A 19240-nucleotide genomic window follows, 5' to 3' on the forward strand; every position below is an offset into this window, starting at 1 on the left:
GCTGCCTCTCAATTCCCGGCATCGAACACTACACGAAACCCTTGGTGGGTCGTGGCGCTATCTAGCGAGTTTCCTGAACGCGCTGCGATTCTATATCGCCAACAATAGGTCGCGTGACAAAGAAAGGATCCGCCTTTCAAAAGCCGGAAGCCTTTCTTTCGGCTCATTTTCTCGCGCACGCTTTTCTTCAAGGAAGGAATTCGGAAAGGATCTGCAGTCCATTCCCAGACATTACCAATGACGTTGTAGAGACCGTATCCGTTCGGTTCAAAGGAGGCTGCTGGGGCTGTTGTTTCATAGCCATCGGCGACTGTATTTCGGCGCGGAAATTTTCCCTGCCATATATTGCACGGGAAGAAGTTATCATCGTTTGGATCTTCGTCTCCCCATGGGTATTTTACGTCCTGTAAGCCGCCACGGGCCGCATGTTCCCATTCGACTTCTGTCGGCAGTCTGCCACCGGCCCAGCGCGCGTACGCTCTCACATCATTCCATGAAACTTGAACCACAGGGTGATCCGGGAACCAAGCCGTTTCAAAGGTACCCGGTCCATTCACATTGCGCCAGTTTGCCCCTTCAATATGTCGCCACCACTAGGTGCCTTCCACACCAAGCGGGCTGTCGATACCCTTTGGCACATTGAGCCAAAAAACAAAGGACCAACCAATGCGTTCGGCTTCGGTCACATATCCAGTGTCCTCGACGAATTCTTGAAACTGCGCGTTCGTGACGGCTGTTTCACCGATCCGAAATTCTCTCAGGGGCTTTGCTTTCCCCTTGCGCAGTTCCTCGCCGCCGTCAGGCATCAGCGGCCGCACAGTTCCAGTTATTGGAATGCCACTTGGTATCAGCGATGTCGCTTCAAATCTTGGCACCTCCGCCTTCGCCACATTAGGCGTCGCAACCTTACTGTACGTGCCCTTAGAGTTCGGAACGCAACACACCTGATTTTCCATTGGTGTTAATCTACTTTCTATGCGCCGTGTGTGCGCAAGCTATTTCGCACAATGTCTGAAACAATACTCAGGTCTGTGCAATTTCGACATTAATCGAATTGCTTGCGCGCAAACTAACTCGCAACTGCCTCTAGTATTCTCGCGCAAGGACAAAAGGTGCACGATTCCAATTATCCAACTGGGCGTCTCCAAAAACTTATGCACTTTCCCGTATCGGCGACTTTGGAGCCAGTCGGTTGCACAGCGAAAGCGCGGCTTGGACGATGAGAGAATAGCAGCTCGTTAATGGCTGCTTTTTGGTAAATCACACTGCATAGCTGCGTTCGTATCTGCGATCTGGCTGGCGCGTTGTAGCGAAGTTCGCAGTATCAGCCTCAGGCTGCTTTGTCCGAAAGTAGAAGTTTAAAAGATCATCTTTTCTGACCTTAGGTAGCCGGTGGACGTTGATGCTGGTATTCAGAGCATCAGGTCGTCCTATGAGGTAATAAATGCAGCGATCACTGGCGTTAGTCTCAACCATCATCCTATCAATTTCCACGACGGCAGCCAGTGCGACGGAAGACATCAGACTTGTTGTGCAAATCACAGTTGATGGGCTGCGCGGAGACTTGATTTCTCGTTATGAGGCCTCCTTCGGCGAAGCCGGTTTTAAAAGACTTATGGAAAGCGGAGTCTGGTATACCGACGCTCATCATCGTCACGCCAACACCGAAACCATTGTTGGTCACGCGACCCTCGCGACAGGAGCCCATCCCTCTGAACATGGAATGATAGGCAATGCCTGGTTCAACAGGGCTGAAGAGCGATTGGGTTATAATATTGAAGATCCGGACTACCCGATGTTGCCAGTTCCTGGCTTCGGCGGAAACGTTGATCAAGTCGATCCGACACAAGCCGCTGCTGCGACTTCGGGCCGTTCTCCCGTTAACTTGTTGGCGACGACGTTTGGAGACGAGTTGGTGAAAGCAAATGCGGGCCGATCTAAGGTTTTTTCCGTATCTGGTAAAGACCGTTCGGCGGTTGCAATGGCGGGACATTCTGGAAAGGCTTTTTGGCTGTCGGCGGCCACAGGAGCCTTTGAAACAAGTGAATTTTACTACGATGCGTATCCTGATTGGGTTCTCGATTGGAATTCAAAACGCCCCGCTGACGCGAAGATCGAAAGTGAGTGGTGGCCCGAGTGTTCAGACGCGCCTTACCTCATGGAAAGAAAGGAACGCTCCTTTGTAACCAACCTTGGCACGTTCGGTCGCACCTTCCCCCATTTCTATGGGACTCCGGACGACGGGCTCTATTACACGCAGGTTTTATTGTCGCCGCATGGGGACCGGATCACGGCCGACTTCGCGAAAACCGTGGTCAAAGAGGAAGGGCTCGGTGATGACGAATGGCCCGACTACCTAAGCGTCAGTTTTTCAGGTGTAGACGCAACCAACCATTTCTTCGGACCATCTAGCCTAGAAAATGAAGAAATGGTGCGTTGTTTGGATGAGACATTGGCAGATTTCTTTGAGTTTATGGATCGAGAGGTTGGGCGTGCGAATGTGCTTTACGTGCTTTCTGCCGATCATGGGATGCCGGAAGCGCCAGAAGAGATGGCCGAAGCCGGGCTTTCGACACTCCGAAACTCCACCGAAGCATTGATGATGGATGTGAACTCGGTGATCGCCGATGAGTTCGGAGTGGAATCCGCAATACAATTCTTTTTTCGTCCTTACGTTTATCTGGACAACGTCGCGATTGAAGCATCGGGCACCGACCGGCGCGTAATCGAAAAACGTATCGCCGAAAAACTGATGGCTGCATCTGGCATTGAACTTGCAATGCCAACCGAACCGCTTGCTGAACAGCGAGGGCATACCCTTGAGGAGCAGATCCGGCGAAATTATCACCCAACGCGCTCCGGCGACATTTATGTTGTGCAAACGCCTTATTCTTTTCTCTTTGAGGATGGTCCAATTGCCGTGATGCACGGATCGCCTTGGCGCTATGACACGCATGTTCCAATCATCTTTGCTGGTCCAGGCATCAAGCCGACTCGCGTAAGCCGCCCTGTCTCCACGGTGGACGTGGCCGTCACTCTAAGCACTATTTTAGGTATCAGCCAACCTAGCAGTGCTTCGGGTGAAACATTGAGCGAGACTGGTGTCACAGATCCATAAGTGGTCTTGTTTTTTTCGGATACCGGTCTGTTAAGCGTGTCGCTATGGTTGACTGTGATCTTTGGCCTAGGCTCCCGAGTTTGGCGAGATTTGGAGAACGACCTCAGCGAACGTCAGGTTTGTCCGCAAAGCGGTCTTTCGCAGAAACTGTGCGAACGTTTGCATCGAGCCCAAAGCTACCGCTCAAAATCGCCGTAATCTTTTTCTCCTGAAGCCCATTCGGCCTTTGAACCAAAGGTAAATTCTTAGCAGTTAGTATTCAGAAAATGGGTCTTGTCAGACGAACTTTGGTTGAGCGGGGCAGGGGTGTTGCGTAGTTTTTGCCCATGACCAATCCGGCCTCTTTCAAGTACTTCAAAACCAGACCAGAGATCATCCGCCGTGCGGTGATGCTGTACATCCGTTTCCCTCTCTCGCTTCGGAATGTTGAAGACCTGCTGCACGCACGAGGCATCGACGTGAGCCACGAAACTGTCCGATATTGGTGGAACAGGTTTGGCCCGATGTTTACTGCTGAGATCAGACGAAAGCGTGTTCAGCAGCAGCACGCATTCTCGAAATGGAAGTGGCACGTGGACGAGGTTTTCGTGAGGGTAAATGGCAAGCGGAATTATCTTTGGCGGGCTGTTGATCACGAAGGCGAGGTGCTGGAAGCCGTTGTTACCAAACGCCGAAACAAGCAGGCAGCATTGAAATTCCTCAAGAAATTGATGAAGCGACACGGAAAAGCGGAAAATGTCGTCGCGGATCGCTTCGCCTCATACAGAGCCGCGCTCAGAGAACTGGGTGCATTCGAAAAACAGCAAACGGGCAGGTGGCTCAACAACCGCGTCGAGAACTCGCACCTGCCGTTTCGACGACGCGAACGCGCGATGCAGCGTTTCAGGCGCATGCGAAGTTTGCAGAAGTTCGCCGCCGTCCATTCCTCCATCTACAACCACTTCAACCAGGAAAGATCGCTAGCCAGCCGAGACACCTTCAAGCTGACTCGCGCCGCCGCTCTTAGCGAGTGGCGTCAACTTTGTTCCGGATAGGTTCGCGGTTTCCGCGGCAAACTGAGACTGGTTCGAATTCGTCTGACAGCACCGCATTGAGCCCAACCTGCTCGTTCGTCAGGTTGCAGCGAATGGCCGATTCTAGTCGCCGTCGACACCCGCAGACCGCATCGACAGGATTTGTGAACGGCTACGCCAATCATGACGAGGAGCACGCCGAGGACATCCACAGCGCTCGGAACCTGACGCAAGACCGTCGCGACGATGATCGTAGCGGTCGCTGGCAGATGAGCCATAAGGAACGCGAAGCTGGCACGTGGCAAGCGGGCCATCGCGAGCTGATCGCAGACATAGGAGATTAACGAGGAAAAGATGCCGACGCCGATCCCGGTCAGTACCAGCGAGGGCGCACCAAAATCGTCGAGGGCTTGCGGGAAACCTATGGGCATCACAAATATAAAGGCCGCTGTCGAGACAGCGCCAAGGCGCTCCACACCGCCCGACGCGCCACCTTCGGAAATCTTGTGGCCGAAGATGATGTAGAGAACGAAAAGCGAGCTGTTCAGCACCGCCCAGAACAGGCCAAGAAGATCAGAAATGAGATCAGGTCCATCTGCTGCCAGTAGCGACGGCACGTCAATCAGGAGGGCTACGCCGATGATTGCGAAGGCAAAGGCAAGATAGTTGCGCCCAGTACGTACGCCCAAAAGAGCAATAACGATGGTACTGACGAATTCGATGGCTGCAACGAGCGCAATCGGCAGCCGGTCGAAGCCCATCTTTCTTCCCAAGCCTGGGAAGAGGTCAGAGAAATCCGCAAAAAACGACCTTTGTGAACTTTCCAGGTTCGGTCAATTACATGCTTCATCTGGAGCATTTTTTTGACGGAGTCACATTCGCTAGGCTGGGCGAGCAAGAAAACGACTGGCGAAAGCGTAGACACAAATTACTTGAGAGAACGCGGGACAAATCGCCTGCGACTGCCACTCTGGCGGGGTGAGTAACACTCAATTCAACATCTCCCCAATTTGGCCGACTCTCAACGTTCCGCCTACAGCAACCTCAACATAGACACCCATGTCCGTATGACCCATCAACTTCCGAATTAGATAGGGTATCTTCAGGTCCCGCTTAGCCGTTTCCGGGTTCACTTCAGTGGCTGCACACCTTTTCGTACGTGAGAGTATCTTTAACTCAACATCGCCAAATCTAAAAACTGATCCAGCTTCATCCAACTCAGAAAACGGGGGTAAACCGTCCATCTCGATATTCGCCCGGAAGCGCGCTGGGTGGACTTCCGCGTTCAGTTTTTCACCTAACTTTTCCACAGACGCCAGATTTAGAACGGATATCGCGTTCATCATTTTAGGTGACACGACAGATACATCTGTAAACCGATGCGGAGCGGACGAAACGAAATTTGGTGGTTCGGGGTCTTTTAGGTCGATCTCCGAAGACAGGAAACTCACCGCATTCATCCGATCTTCTGGTGCTTGCATATTAAAGCTGCGTGTTTTGCCGCTCGCTTTGATCTCAAGATATTGGGTCTCAACATTAAAATTTGTCTTAACGCCTGCAAGCGCAGCTTCATTCAACAAAACAACAAAGCGATCTTTCGGGAGCGGCTGCGGGTTATGTACGTCGAAACCGGAGTTGTATCGAGCAAATCCGAACAGACGGTCACCTGGAATGCCATCTCCTGAACGCAGCGTTACAGTTTGCATGGGCTCGGCGCTCAAGCCTTTTATTGGGTAGCGGTTCAATCTTACGATAGAGAGAGTTTTCATACGTTTGCACCTGACCAAACGAGTTATGCACGATCCCGAGTGGTGCGTGCTTTTTGAAGCTATCTCCAATTCTCCTAGGTATCGACTAAATAATCTGTGAGTGCTTCAGCAGCGGGTTCGCTAAACGTGTTGGAACCATGATGGCCGCCAAAGTGGGCCGCGCCAGTTTTTGTCGATATGGCAATTTAAAACCTTACTGCCGAAAATAGATGCACATCAAAGAAAACAAACAATTTCTATTAAAATCATAGGTTAAGACAACAAGTTCAACGAACTTCCCTGCTCATCTGAGGTACGAACCTCAAATATTTCTGGACATGAGGTGCGTACCTCAAATAGCCTTGGAAGTATGCCGCGATTCGCACATCCTCGATTGACGGCGCAAAAAGGGAGGAATGGATGACTTACACAAAACTGGCTTCGGCCAGCGCAATAGTCCTTGCCGCTACTACTCTTTCTACCAAGGCAAATGCTGAAGATCTGACGCTATGTTGGGCTGCATGGGATCCGGCCAACGCGCTTGTCGAACTATCCAAGGAATTCGAAGCAGAATCCGGCCACACGATGAACTTCGAATTTGTTCCGTGGCCAAATTTTGCGGACCGTATGCTGAACGAGCTGAACTCTGGGGGTAAGCTCTGCGACCTACTGATCGGTGACAGCCAATGGATCGGCGGCGGCGCTGAGAATGGTCATTACGTCCAGCTGAACGACTTCTTCGATGCTGAAGGCATCAGCATGGACGATTTCGCACCGGCCACTGTTTACGCTTACTCGACCTGGCCCAAAGGTACACCAAACTACTACGCGCTGCCTGCGATGGGCGATGCAAACGGCTGGTTCTATCGCAAGGACTGGTTCGAAAATCCCGAAATCCAAGCTGCATACAAGGAGGCGACTGGTCAGGACCTACGTGAACCTCAGTCTCAGAAAGAGTTGTTGCAGATCGCCCAGTTCTTTCAGGGTCGTGAAATCGACGGCAAGACTGTCTACGGTGCAGCAATCTTTACCGAACGCGGCTCGGAAGGGATCACCATGGGTGTGACCGGAGCGCTGTATCCATGGGGTTTCAAATACGAAAACACCCCGGGCTCATATGACATGGAAGGTGCTGTAAACTCACCGGAAGCTGTTGAAGCTCTAGAATTTTACAAGGAATTCTACAAAACGGCGACACCTCCGGGATATACCAACTCTTACATGGGTGAGAGCCTGGATGCCTTTAAGTCCGGTCAGGTCGCCATGGCGATGAACTGGTTTGCGTTCTTCCCAGGTCTCTATGCCGACCCCAATACCGGCGGTGACAAGATCGACTTCTTTGTAAACCCGCCACAAAATCAGGCAGGTTCAACGCTTGGCGGACAAGGCATTTCTGTTGTCAGCTACTCTGACAAACAGGACGCCGCCCTTGAATACATCAAGTGGTTCGCACAGCCAGAAGTGCAGGCCAAATGGTGGGAGCTAGGCGGCTATTCGGCACATAACTCCGTGCTGCAAGATCCTGGTTTCGTGGACAGCCAACCGTTTGCCGGTGACTTCCTTGAAGCAATGGCTGGAGTTCAGGATTTCTGGCAAGAGCCTGCCTACGCGGAACTCCTGCTGGCCATGCAGAAACGCATCCACGACTACGTGGTTGCTGATCAAGGTACAGCTCAAGAAGCGCTTGATCTTCTGATTGAAGATTGGACGGAAGTCTTCGAAGACGAAGGCAAGCTGTAGTCCGGACAAAGGCAGGAGCGGGTGCTATCCCGCTCCACCTTCACCCGTGAGTCCTAAACCAACAAGAACTGGCAAAGAGATGTCTGACAGGACCGTAGATCGCGTTGCGCAGGCAACGCCCGAGCGAGTTGCGCGAAAAATACGAGGTTTATCCGATCGCGCGATCGCCTGGATATTCATCTCCCCAACGATATTCCTATTGCTGGCGATCAACATCTTTCCGTTGATCTGGACCATCCAACTGAGCTTTACCAACTACAAGGCCAACCGGATCGGGCGCGAAGTCAAAGATGTCGGGCTCAGGAATTACGAGCGTATTCTGACAGACTCGGACACCTGGCTAAATATGCAGGCGACGGCGCACTTCCTGTTCTGGACGATTTTTTTCCAGGTCTTGATCGGGTTTACTCTGGCCTGGTTGCTCAACAAGAAATTCAAGGGCAACGATCTTTGGACAACGATCATCGTGCTGCCGATGATGCTGTCTCCTGCAGTCGTCGGGAACTTCTGGAAGTTCCTGTATCAACCTCAAATCGGGCTGTTTAACTACATCGTGTCCTGGTTTACAGGCAAAGACCCATCGAGCTTTGAAATGCTCGGATCCGTCAATCTGGCCCCTTGGGCGATCGTGATTGTCGACACCTGGATGTGGACCCCCTTCGTGATGCTAATCTGTCTGGCCGGGCTGCGCAGCATTCCCGATTACATCTACGAGGCGGCTGAGATCGACAGGGCCAGCAAGCTGCGGCAGTTCTTCACAATCACCATTCCGATGGTGCTACCGTTCCTGATGCTCGCGGTGCTGTTTCGAGGAATCGAGAACTTCAAGATGTTCGATCTGGTGGTTCAGCTAACCGGCGGGGGGCCGGGGTCTGTTACGGAACTCACTTCGATCAACCTGAAACGCGAAGCCTTTGAGAAGTGGCGTACGGGCTATGCGTCAGCCTATGCGATTATCCTTTTCGTCACCGTGTTCGGCCTTGCGTCGATCTACGTCAAAGCCCTGAACAAGGTGAAACAGAGATGAGCAGTTTTTCCGTCACTGAACCTTCAAACCGGTCCAAGTGGATCGCAGGCTTTCTGGTCATCGGCTATGCGATGATTACGATGATCCCACTGGTATGGATCTTGCTGACGGGTTTCAAATCTCCGGCCGATGCGATCAGCTACCCGCCCAAAGTGGTCTTTGACCCAACGCTTGAAGGGTATGTAAATCTATTCACCACGCGCACGCGGCAGACGCAGGAGTTTTTGGAAGCGAACCCGCCGCAGAACTGGACCGATGAAATCGTCCGCCAGTACGACATGGTGATTGTAGGACCATCGAAGTTCGGCGAGCGCTTTATGAATTCGGTTATCATCGGATTTGGCTCGACGTTCTTGAGTATCTTCCTAGGCACTCTGGCCGCCTATGCATTCAGCAGGTTCAAGGTCCCACTCAAGGACGACCTTCTGTTCTTCATCCTGAGTACAAGGATGATGCCACCAGTTGCTGTCGCAATCCCAATCTTCCTGATGTTCAGAAACCTTGGATTAAGCGACACGCATCTTGGAATGATCCTGCTATATACGGGTGTAAATATTTCCTTGGCGGTCTGGTTGCTAAAAGGCTTCATTGACGAAATCCCAAGAGAGTACGAAGAAGCCGCGCTCATAGATGGCTACACACGGTTTCAGGCGTTTTACAAAGTGGTGCTGCCGCAAGCCGCGACCGGCATAGCCTCAACAGCTATCTTTTGCTTGATCTTCGCCTGGAATGAGTACGCGTTTGCCGTGCTGCTGACATCCGCGAACGCGCAGACTGCACCACCGTTCATCCCAACCATTATCGGTATTGGCGGCCTGGATTGGCCTGCTGTGGCGGCAGGTGCCACGATCTTCCTGATCCCTGTCATGATATTCACCATCCTGATGCGCAAACACTTGCTGCGTGGGATCACATTCGGAGCCGTACGCAAATGAGCGGGTTTCTTAACGGATTGTTGCGATTTCGCCGCGGCCCATGGGAGATGGTCGCAACCATCCTTATTGCGCTGGGTGTCTTTATGCTGATGCAGCCCTTTGTCCTTTGGGCCTTCACCTACTCTTTCATCGTCACGCTGATCGGAACCGTCATGTTCATCATCGTCAGCCATTTCCCGGAGTAGAAATGGCCCAGATCGTAGTCAAAAACGTAAAGAAGATGTTCGGCGATTTCACGGCTGTTCGCGAAAGCTCGTTCACGATTGAGGACGGTGAGTTTTTCATGTTGCTAGGGCCCTCTGGCTGCGGAAAAACGACGACACTGCGGATGATCGCAGGCTTGGAACTTCCAACGTCAGGTGAAATCTACCTGGACGGTGAGGAGATCAGCCAGCGGCCCCCATCAGAGCGAGACATTGCATTCGTGTTCCAGATGTTTGCGCTGTATCCTCACATGAACGTGCGCAAAAATATCAGCTACCCCCTGATATCGCAGGGCATGCCGCGTGCTGCGGTCAAAGCCAAAGTAGAGGAAGTCGCGGGAATTCTGGGGATCAACGACATTCTCGATAGCCCCGTAGGTGGACTGTCAGGTGGCGACAGGCAGCGCGTGGCGCTGGGCCGCGCGATCGTTCGCGAACCCAAAGCGTTCATGATGGACGAACCGCTGGGCGCCTTGGATGCCGAGTTTCGGGAGCATATGGCCGAAGAATTGCGCGCGCTTCATGATCGCATGGGCGCAACCACTGTTTACGTCACACACGATCAGTTAGAAGCCATGCAAATGGGCGACAAGATCGTTGTGATGAACAACGCTGTGATCGAGCAATTCGGTACACCCCAGGAAATCTACGACAAACCAGCGACGATGTTCGTTGCGGATTTTATCGGGTCTCCTTCGATGAATTTCCTGCCGTTTGAGGGAAAGGTCGAGCCTGGTTCGGAAATGGTTCGGCTGAATGGCCATGACGAAGCCGTGCCGAGGTTGATGGAAGGGGCGGAAGGTGACTTGGTTTTTGGCGTTCGCCCCGAGCATGTTTTTCTGTCGGATGGGAGCGAATACCGGGCCAGAGTCCTGGCAGCAGAATACCTGGGGACCACCCAAATCGTTACACTGCAAAGCCCGAACGGTGAACTGAAAGCGCGAATTGATGCACGCGAGGTCGTCAGTCCCGGTGAGACCGTTGGATTGGAGTTCCGCTCACCTGCTGTAACCCTTTTTGAAAGATCCACCGGACGCGCGTTGAGGTCCGCTCTGAACGACGAGGTACTGAGCAATGGCTGAAGTCGTTTTGGAGAATATCTCGAAGTCATTTGGCAACGTCAAAGCGGTGGACGGTATTTCGATGACGATCCCCAACGGTGCCTTTGTGGTGTTGTTGGGTCCGACTGGCGCTGGAAAAACAACGACGCTGAGATTGATATCCGGGCTTGAGAAACTGGACTCTGGATCAGTACGCATTGCCGGGCGTGACGTCGGTATAGATACACCTGCCCAGCGCGATGTGGCGATGGTCTTCCAGCAATACTCGCTGTACCCGCATATGACGGTGCGCGAGAACCTGTCTTTCCCTTTGCGGTCGCCGATCCTGAAGACACCAGAGGATGAGATCACGAGGAAGGTTAACGAAGTCGCTGAGATCCTGCAAATTCCGCACAAGCTGGACAACAAAGCCACTGAACTGTCCGGCGGTGAAATGCAGCGCGTTTCAATCGGACGTGCGCTTGTGCGTGACCCACAGATTTTCCTGATGGATGAACCGCTCAGCTCTTTGGACGCCAAGCTTCGGGCGGATTTGCGGGTCGAGCTTAAAAGGATTCAGGCCGATCTGGGGTCGACCTTACTGTACGTGACGCATGATCAGGTCGAAGCCATGACAATGGCGACACATATCGGCGTTTTGGAAAACGGCAGGCTGGTTCAATACGGAACACCCCGGGACATCTATGAAAACCCGGGCAGTGTTTACGTCGCCAGCCGGTTGGGACTGCCACGGATCAACATCCTGCCGTCCGAGTTGTTCGGAGGCGATCACAAAGGCCCGCAGATCGGCCTGCGCCCGGAAAACATCATCGAAGGCGAAGGCAGCGAGGCGCGCGTGATACGCGCCGAGCATCTGGGAGACCAAACACGGCTGCATTTGGATCTGAATGGTCACCCGGTGGTGACCCTGATCGATGTCCATCAGGACTACCCATCTGGAAGGATTATAAAAATCCGCCCCCACAACCCGTTGTATTTTGACGCGTCCGGCGCGCGTGTGAATTAAGGAGCAAAAGCATGGCCCAGTTCCTCAACACAAAAGAAACCCTGGTAACCGAGGCGATAGACGGCCTTCTGACCTCCTCCGGAGGACAACTTATCCGGTTGGACGGCTACCCGCACATCAAGGTTGTCTTGAGGTCAGATTGGGACAAGTCGAAAGTCGCTTTGGTGTCCGGCGGAGGGTCTGGTCACGAACCCGCCCATGCGGGCTTTGTTGGCGCCGGTATGCTGACAGCTGCAGTATGTGGGGAAGTGTTTGCGTCCCCGTCAGTCGAAGCGGTTCTGGCAGGTATTCTTGCGGTCACAGGTGAGGCAGGGTGCCTGCTTATCGTCAAGAATTACACTGGAGATCGATTGAATTTTGGACTGGCAGCGGAACGCGCCCGCGCATTGGGCCGCAAGGTTGAAATGGTCGTTGTCGATGATGACATCGCCCTACCCGACCTTCCGCAACCACGTGGCGTGGCGGGTACGTTGTTCGTTCACAAAATAGCCGGAGCGCTTGCTGAAAGCGGTGCTGACCTAGATACCGTTACCACCGCAGCAAGAAACACCATAGCAAAGGTTGTCAGCATCGGAATGAGCTTGGACACCTGTACCGTTCCGGGTTCTCCAAAAGAAGACCGGATTGCCCCTGGCAAAGCAGAGCTTGGATTGGGCATCCATGGCGAACCTGGTGTACAGCAAGTCGAGTTCTCAAATGCCGTATCGGCTATGTCCACAGTAGTGGAGAAGCTGAAGCAAAGGGTGGGCACCGGGGACTGTGTGGCGTTGGTCAACAACCTAGGCTCTACAACTCCGCTGGAAATGGCTGTCCTCACACATGCCTTGTTCGAGACTGGTATTGCCCATCATATAATTGGCCCGGCACCAATGATGACATCGCTGGATATGCACGGGTTTTCGGTTTCCATTCTGCCTGTAGATCAGGACGATTTGTCAGCCCTTGAAGCACCCGTTGATCTGGCCGCGTGGCCCGGGGTGAATTCCATCGACCCGATCAAAGTTGCACCATTGCCTGATGGCCTGACTCCGATCGATCCAATCCCCTCGCACAATCCCACCACAAGGGAAACGATCACCCGGCTGTCTGAATTGCTCATCAACGCAGAGAAGAATCTAAACGAGCTAGACGCGAAATCTGGGGATGGCGATACAGGAAGCACATTGGCGACTGCCGCAAGAGCATTGCAAGGAAGTCTTGACCGCATGCCGCTTGCCGATTTGACACAACTGTTTCCGGCGTTGGGCAATGAGTTAAGCCAGACAATGGGTGGTTCTTCCGGCGTGATACTTGCAATTTTCTTCAACGCAGCTGGAGATGCCTGTGCGAGCGGGGCTTCGGTATCGAAGTCTCTGGTTGAAGGTCTGAATCGCGTCAGCCAGGTTGGGGGCGCCAAGGTCGGTGACAGGACAATGATTGACGCTCTGGCACCGGCGCTTGCGGCACTGCCATCTGGTCTGACGCATGCGGCCGAGGCTGCCCGCGAAGGCGCGAACAACACCGCGAATATTCGTCGTGCGAAGGCAGGCCGCGCGGCCTATGTTCCCGAAGAAAACCTTGTTGGACATAACGATCCCGGCGCTGAGGCTGTTGCTTTGTTGTTTGAAGGCTTAGCGCGGGAGATTGAGGGCTGAAGAACACGTGGAAGACCAAAAACAAAGATTAGAATTGGTGAAAAAGCCAACCGTTAATGACATCGCGCGCGTTGCGGGTGTTAGCCTAGCGACTGTTGACCGGGTCTTGAACAGACGTCCCGGCGTTCGGGCCGTAACCGTACAGAAAGTGCAAAAGGCAATTGATGAGCTGGGATATGTTCGCGATACCGCTGCGGCCAACCTTGCACGAAACCGAGTTTACAACTTCCTCTTTGTTCTGCCGGACACGGACAACGAGTTTGTAGAGGCAATCAGCAGCCAGATCGCAGATCAATCCCCTGACCAATTTATCGAGCGGACCCGCATTGCGATAAAGAAGGTCGCGCCGTTCGAGCCGCAAGATATCGTCAACATTCTGGATGCTGTCGACAGTTTGGATGTAGACGGAGTCGCAGTTTTCGGACCCGAAACGCCTTCTGTCCGGGATGCCGTAAAAAGGCTCAGGGACAAAGGCGTTCCGGTGGTCGCCTTGGTGTCTGACTTGCCCAGTTCTGAGCGAGACCACTTTGTGGGAATTGATAACGTTTCGGCAGGACGAACCGCCGCTCAGCTGATGGGTAGATTTGTCCATCGCGAAGGCAAGGTCTTGGTTCTCACAGGATCCCGATTGGCGCGTGACCATCTCGAGCGTCGCCAAGGCTTTGACCTTGTTGTGGCTGAGGAATTTCCGCACCTCCAAGTCGTAGCGTCTGTCGAGGGCCGGGATGACCCGGATCTGATTTACAAGATGATGCCCGAAATCTTTGAAACCTATCCGGATCTGGTCGGAATATACTCGTCAGCAGCGGGCAACGCAGGCCTGATTCAATTTCTTTCAGAGAACAAGCTCAGCAAAGATCTGGTGATTATAGCTCATGAGCTTACTCCACTCAGTCGTGAGGCGCTTAGGCTTGGCACATTTGACGCCTTAATCTCGCAAGACACTGGGCACATTGTTCGTTCGGCCGTTCGCCTGTTGCGTGCGACTTCGGACAAAGTCCCGTTCAACAAAGCTCAGGAACGTATCCGTATCGATATCTATCTAAAGGAAAATTTACCGCCATAGAGGCTTAGGTTTTGGGGAGGAAATTTTATGAAAACGATCAAAGGTCCAGCTTTGTTTCTTGCACAGTTTGCGGGGGACGAAGCGCCGTTCAATTCGTGGGACGCGATCACAAAATGGGCGGCTGATTGTGGATACAAAGGCGTTCAGGTTCCCAGTTGGGATGGACGGTTGTTCGACTTAGAACAGGCCGCTTCCAGCAGAGGTTATTGCGATGACTTCAAAGGCAAAGCCAGGGAAAATGGTGTCGAAGTCACGGAACTTTCAACACACCTTCAGGGCCAGCTTGTGGCTGTTCACCCAGCCTATGACAGTGCGTTTGATGGCTTTGCGGCCGAAAGCGTCCGGGGGAACCCGAAAGCCCGACAAGAATGGGCCGTGGACCAGGTCAAAAAAGCGCTGTCCGCTTCGAAAAATTTGGGCATTTCGGCACATGCGACATTCTCAGGCGCGCTGGCATGGCCATATGTCTATCCTTGGCCGCAGCGCCCTGCCGGCTTGATTGAAACGGCATTTGATGAGCTTGCGCGTCGCTGGGTGCCCATCCTGAATCACGCTGATGAATGCGGTGTCGATGTCTGCTATGAAATCCACCCCGGAGAGGACCTCCACGATGGTGTTACGTACGAGATGTTTCTCGAGCGGACAGGCAATCACCCACGGGCCTGCATGCTATACGACCCGTCGCATTACGTGCTGCAATGCCTCGACTATCTGGACAATATCGACATCTACAAAGATCGGATCCGGATGTTCCATGTCAAAGATGCCGAGTTCAATCCAACCGGCCGGCAGGGTGTTTATTCCGGGTATCAAAGCTGGGTAGATCGGGCCGGGCGGTTCCGCTCACTGGGCGATGGTCAGGTGGATTTCGGGGCTGTGTTCTCAAAAATGGCCGCGAATGACTTTGATGGCTGGGCTGTGGTCGAATGGGAGTGCTGTCTCAAACACCCCGAAGATGGAGCGCGCGAGGGCGCTCAGTTTGTGTCAGATCACATCATCCGTGTGACCGAGAAAGCCTTTGATGATTTCGCTGATGGTGGCGCAGACGAAGCCGCCAATCGTAAAATGCTGGGGATTGAGTGATGGTCACAGGACGCAGTGAAGAAACCTCGGGTCGTATTCGCCTTGGCATGGTTGGTGGCGGAAACGACGCCTTCATAGGCGGCGTTCATCGCATAGCCGCGCGACTGGACGACAAGTTCGAGCTGGTAGCCGGTGCTTTGTCTTCAACGCCAGAGAAATCTCTTGAAAGTGGGCAAGCATTGGGGCTTGAACGGGTCTATGAAGACTTCAAACAAATGGCAATCAGGGAAGCTCGGCTGAAATCTGGGATCGAGGCCGTCTCAATTGTCACGCCAAATAACGTTCACTATGCAGCTGCGCGTGAGTTCCTGAAACGCGGTATTCACGTCATTTGTGACAAGCCACTCACCTCGACACTTGCCGATGCAAAAAAGCTGGTCAAAGCAGCAGAAAGCGCGAATGCTCTATTCATTTTGACCCACAATTACACAGGTTATTCAATGGTTCGGCAGGCGCGTGAAATGGTTGCCAACGGCGATATTGGCAAGATCCGCGTAGTTCAGGTTGAGTACCCGCAGGATTGGCTGACCGAGCAGCAGGATTTCAAACAGGCGGAGTGGCGAACCGATCCAGAACGCTCGGGCGCGGGTGGATCAACCGGTGACATCGGAACCCATGCTTACAACCTCGCATGCTTTGTAACCGGGCTTAATGCGGAAAGCCTGGCGGCAGACTTGCAGGCCTTTGTGCCGGGGCGCAAAGTCGATGACAATGCGCACGTCTTGCTTCGCTTCGAAGGCGGAGCGCGTGGTATGCTGTGGTCTTCTCAGGTGGCCCCCGGCAATGAAAACGCACTTCGTTTGCGCGTCTATGGCGAAAAAGGTGGGTTGGAGTGGTCTCAGGAAGATCCCAATTACCTGTGGTTCACGCCCTACAACGAACCCAAGCGTCTGATCACACGAAATGGAGCTGGAGCTGGTGACGCTGCAAATCGGTTGAGCAGGGTCCCTCCGGGCCATCCCGAGGGGTATCTTGAAGGTTTCGCCAATATCTATGGAGAGGCTGCTGAGGCGATCCAAGCTTTCCGAAATGGGATTTCAACCGACGCGTCCGTTGTTTATCCAACGGTTCATGACGGGCTTAATGGCGTAAAATTTGTTGCCGCGTGCGTGCAAAGCTCTTCAAGGAATGCAGCTTGGGTCAGCTTAACGTAAAATCTGGTTGTTGGCATAAGGCAGAAATCTTGGGAGGCATCGAGCGTATCTGCAAAAAAACCGAAGCGCGCGCAACCTATAGGTGCACGCTCCGGTACAACGAACCGCGAACGTCTTTGAAGAGGTTTTTTGTGACCCGAAGAACCAATCGACTTCCATCCGAGTCTACTAGATGGGAATGTCCGCTTTGTGCGCGCAGCAAAGGTTGAATGAATTCTGCCGAACGTCTGCAGCGAGCCCAAAGACGACATAGATATAGATTTTGAGAGCTGCGTTCTTCGCTCAGGGCGAATACCTGAATTTAGCAGCAATCGAAGAAACTCGCGTTGACTTTGACTGGTTTTGGGTTCCGAGTGAAATTAGAAACAGCTTACAGGACCATGGGAATCTCAAGCGTAATGCTCGCTCCTCTTTCGACTTGGTTGATTTCGATCATTCCTCCGTGGCGCTCCGCCACTGCGGATACGATTGACAACCCCAATCCGCTGCCCTCCGAATATTCCAACTGAGAAAACCGATTAAATGCCGCTTCGCTTTGGTCTGGCGACAGGCCAGCACCGTCATCGGCCACGGTTAGATTGACGTATTTGCCGTCACACCGCAGCACCACTGAAATTTGGCTCAACATTGTGCCACCGTGTTTGATTGCGTTGTCCAACAGGTTCTTTAGAGCCTCAATCAGAAAGACCCGGTCACCGGTTACCGGGACCGCCGTTTCAGGTATCGTGACGTCGAACTCGATACCCTTTGCTAGGATGTGAACTCCCATCTCCGCGCAGGCCTCCTCAACGACCGAGCGGAAGTCAATTTTATCCATTTGGTCTTGGTGCGTCGGCTGCCTGAGCCTTTCAAGTGATAACAGCTGTTCCGCCACTGTCGCTGAGTTTTTTGCAGCCGCAACAAGCTCGGAGATGCGTTTTTCTCGGTCGCCATCCGTTTTCGCGTCCTGCAGCGCTTCGGCCATCGATTGCACCGCGGCCGCTGGGTTCCGCAGCTGATGTGCAGCTTCGGATATAAACACTTGATGGGCGTTGATACTTTTTTCCACCTGACCAAAAAGCCGGTTCAGGGTTCTAACAACACCCTGAACTTCGATCGGGACAGGGCGCTTAATCTCACTGAGGTCATCTGGTGAACGCAGGTCAATTGCGTCCTGCAAATCCAGCAAAGGCCTCAGGCCACGAGCGACGCCGAACCAAACTACAATGGCGAGCGTGGCCAGCAGAATTCCCATGAGAATTCCAGCGCGGATTGACAGTTCATTCGCAAACGCATTGCGATCCGCCATACGATGCCAGACTGTAACTGTCGCATCTCCGATTAGATTTTCTATGGTCACTCGTTCCGTCATCTTAAGAACGCGGACCGGTTCTTGGCGGTAAAGTGCTTCGAAAAACTGCGGCTTGTACACCTCTTCAGCAGTCGGGTTGGTGGCTGCCGGAGGGTAGGCATAGCCTGTCACATAGATGCCGCCGGGTCCCGTCACGTGGTAAAAAATCTCTCCGCCTGACGCGTCACGGATCATGCTGCGTGTCGTTGGTGACAGTGCGTCACCGCCTGAAATCGCAACATCTCGCGATATTGCGAGACCAGCAGATAACAGGCTGTCGTCGAACAATTCCTGAGCCGTTTTCTGCGCAATCATAAAGCGCCAAAGACCAAGCAGAGCGGCAATTAGTATCAAGGGGGTTAGGATAAGAATGAACAGTCTTAACCTGAGCGAGCCGTGATTGATCACTTCTGCACCTCAAGCAGATACCCGAGACCACGGGCTGTTTTAATTCCAATACCGAGATCTTGAAGACGTTTTCTCAGCCGAGATACATGAGGCTCAACTGCCGAGGCCTCGACATCGGCACCCACGCCATAGACGTAATCTGTAAGCTGGCTTTTGGGAACAATTCTGCCCCTGCGCTCCAACAGGCATTCAAGCACCGCGATTTCCCGCCGCGGTATATCCATAACTTCGCCTCGGACACTGACCTGACGTGCGGCGCGGTCGAACTCTAGGCCTCCGATGCTCTCCTTAGCTCCGTAGTCGAGATCTTTGCGTCGAGAAAGCGCCCGGATGCGTGCTTCCAGCTCGTCCATTTCGAACGGCTTAACCAGATAATCATCTGCACCCATATCCAAACCTGAAACCCGGTCGCTTGTTTCGGCACGTGCTGTAAGCAAGATCACCGGTACGCCATCGCCACGATTGCGAAGAGATTTCAGGATCTCCAGCCCAGATTGTCCGGGCAAATTTATATCCAGAACAACCAAGTCTGCGCCTTCTTGCGCAAGATACAAGTCAGCCTCGTCGCCGTCCGCAAGCACTTCTGCCGCATGACCGCGGTCACGCAGACGATACGCAATAGCGTTGGCGAGGGTCTCGTTATCCTCGATTATGACGATCCGCATTCGGGCTCCTGCAAGTTTCGCGCAAGGTTGGCGCTCCATGATTGCCAGA

The 19240-nt window shown here is 53.2% G+C and carries 16 protein-coding genes and 1 pseudogene; 12 read left to right on the plus strand and 5 right to left on the minus strand.

From position 1 onward, the window contains the following. Positions 1-8: 8 nt before the first annotated feature. A pseudogene (locus tag GOV89_RS23120) lies at positions 9-956 on the minus strand (formylglycine-generating enzyme family protein). A 488-nt stretch (positions 957-1444) separates the two neighbouring features. On the opposite strand from GOV89_RS23120, the gene GOV89_RS17945 reads away from it, so the two are divergent. Together GOV89_RS17945 and GOV89_RS17950 are read left to right on the plus strand one after the other, a co-directional pair. Continuing rightward, positions 1445-3118 carry an alkaline phosphatase family protein gene (locus GOV89_RS17945; protein WP_171176824.1) on the plus strand — a complete coding sequence of 558 codons (1674 nt, stop codon included), beginning with the start codon at positions 1445-1447 and terminating at the stop codon, positions 3116-3118. Positions 3119-3444: 326 nt separating this feature from the next. Beyond that, positions 3445-4152, plus strand: coding sequence for an IS6 family transposase (locus tag GOV89_RS17950; RefSeq protein WP_171180486.1), 708 nt, complete (start codon positions 3445-3447; stop codon positions 4150-4152). Here the strand turns inward: GOV89_RS17950 and GOV89_RS17955 are convergent. Both GOV89_RS17955 and GOV89_RS17960 read right to left on the minus strand, forming a co-directional pair. Further along, positions 4134-4892: a DMT family transporter gene (locus GOV89_RS17955; protein WP_245223252.1), complete on the minus strand. Its 759-nt coding sequence runs from the start codon at positions 4890-4892 to the stop codon at positions 4134-4136. The two genes, GOV89_RS17950 and GOV89_RS17955, sit on opposite strands and share 19 nt — an antisense overlap. Before the next feature lie 228 nt (positions 4893-5120). Further along, positions 5121-5900 (minus strand): MOSC domain-containing protein, encoded by a 780-nt coding sequence (locus GOV89_RS17960; protein ID WP_171180484.1) that lies wholly within the window; start codon positions 5898-5900, stop codon positions 5121-5123. Positions 5901-6299: 399 nt separating this feature from the next. Between GOV89_RS17960 and GOV89_RS17965 the strand changes: the two genes are divergently transcribed. The 10 genes from GOV89_RS17965 (at position 6300) to GOV89_RS18010 (ending at position 16788) form a co-directional block, all read left to right on the plus strand. Continuing rightward, on the plus strand, positions 6300-7619 hold the full coding sequence (locus GOV89_RS17965; RefSeq protein WP_171180483.1) for an ABC transporter substrate-binding protein: 1320 nt from the start codon (positions 6300-6302) through the stop codon (positions 7617-7619). 79 nt (positions 7620-7698) lie between these two features. Next, entirely contained in the window at positions 7699-8646 is a 948-nt protein-coding gene (locus tag GOV89_RS17970) for a carbohydrate ABC transporter permease (RefSeq protein ID WP_171180480.1), read from the plus strand. After that, a complete protein-coding gene (locus tag GOV89_RS17975; protein ID WP_171180478.1) occupies positions 8643-9581 on the plus strand; it encodes a carbohydrate ABC transporter permease in 939 nt (312 codons plus the stop codon). Before GOV89_RS17970 ends, GOV89_RS17975 begins: the two co-directional genes overlap by 4 nt. Continuing rightward, entirely contained in the window at positions 9578-9766 is a 189-nt protein-coding gene (locus GOV89_RS17980; protein WP_171180476.1) for a hypothetical protein, read from the plus strand. Before GOV89_RS17975 ends, GOV89_RS17980 begins: the two co-directional genes overlap by 4 nt. A gap of 2 nt (positions 9767-9768) precedes the next feature. After that, positions 9769-10866: an ABC transporter ATP-binding protein gene (locus GOV89_RS17985; RefSeq protein WP_171180474.1), complete on the plus strand. Its 1098-nt coding sequence runs from the start codon at positions 9769-9771 to the stop codon at positions 10864-10866. Further along, entirely contained in the window at positions 10859-11851 is a 993-nt protein-coding gene (locus GOV89_RS17990; protein WP_171238758.1) for an ABC transporter ATP-binding protein, read from the plus strand. The genes GOV89_RS17985 and GOV89_RS17990 overlap by 8 nt, the downstream gene beginning before the upstream one ends. Positions 11852-11862: 11 nt before the next feature. Beyond that, positions 11863-13485: a dihydroxyacetone kinase subunit DhaK gene (locus GOV89_RS17995; RefSeq protein WP_171180470.1), complete on the plus strand. Its 1623-nt coding sequence runs from the start codon at positions 11863-11865 to the stop codon at positions 13483-13485. Between the two features lie 37 nt (positions 13486-13522). After that, the gene (locus GOV89_RS18000) at positions 13523-14551 is read left to right on the plus strand and encodes a LacI family DNA-binding transcriptional regulator (protein WP_348540123.1); all 1029 of its coding nucleotides are present in this window, start codon (positions 13523-13525) and stop codon (positions 14549-14551) included. A gap of 27 nt (positions 14552-14578) precedes the next feature. Next, positions 14579-15634, plus strand: coding sequence for a sugar phosphate isomerase/epimerase (locus GOV89_RS18005; protein ID WP_171180466.1), 1056 nt, complete (start codon positions 14579-14581; stop codon positions 15632-15634). Next, positions 15634-16788: a Gfo/Idh/MocA family protein gene (locus GOV89_RS18010; RefSeq protein WP_171180464.1), complete on the plus strand. Its 1155-nt coding sequence runs from the start codon at positions 15634-15636 to the stop codon at positions 16786-16788. The genes GOV89_RS18005 and GOV89_RS18010 overlap by 1 nt, the downstream gene beginning before the upstream one ends. A gap of 370 nt (positions 16789-17158) precedes the next feature. Here the strand turns inward: GOV89_RS18010 and GOV89_RS18015 are convergent, their stop codons facing one another. Together GOV89_RS18015 and GOV89_RS18020 are read right to left on the minus strand one after the other, a co-directional pair. Next, a complete protein-coding gene (locus GOV89_RS18015; RefSeq protein WP_348540124.1) occupies positions 17159-18526 on the minus strand; it encodes a sensor histidine kinase in 1368 nt (455 codons plus the stop codon). Beyond that, positions 18523-19191, minus strand: coding sequence for a response regulator transcription factor (locus tag GOV89_RS18020; protein WP_171180462.1), 669 nt, complete (start codon positions 19189-19191; stop codon positions 18523-18525). The genes GOV89_RS18015 and GOV89_RS18020 overlap by 4 nt, the downstream gene beginning before the upstream one ends. Positions 19192-19240 lie beyond the last annotated feature (49 nt).

The sequence above is a fragment of the Ruegeria sp. HKCCA5763 genome (genome assembly GCF_013034545.1).
Classification (GTDB): Bacteria; Pseudomonadota; Alphaproteobacteria; order Rhodobacterales; family Rhodobacteraceae; genus Ruegeria.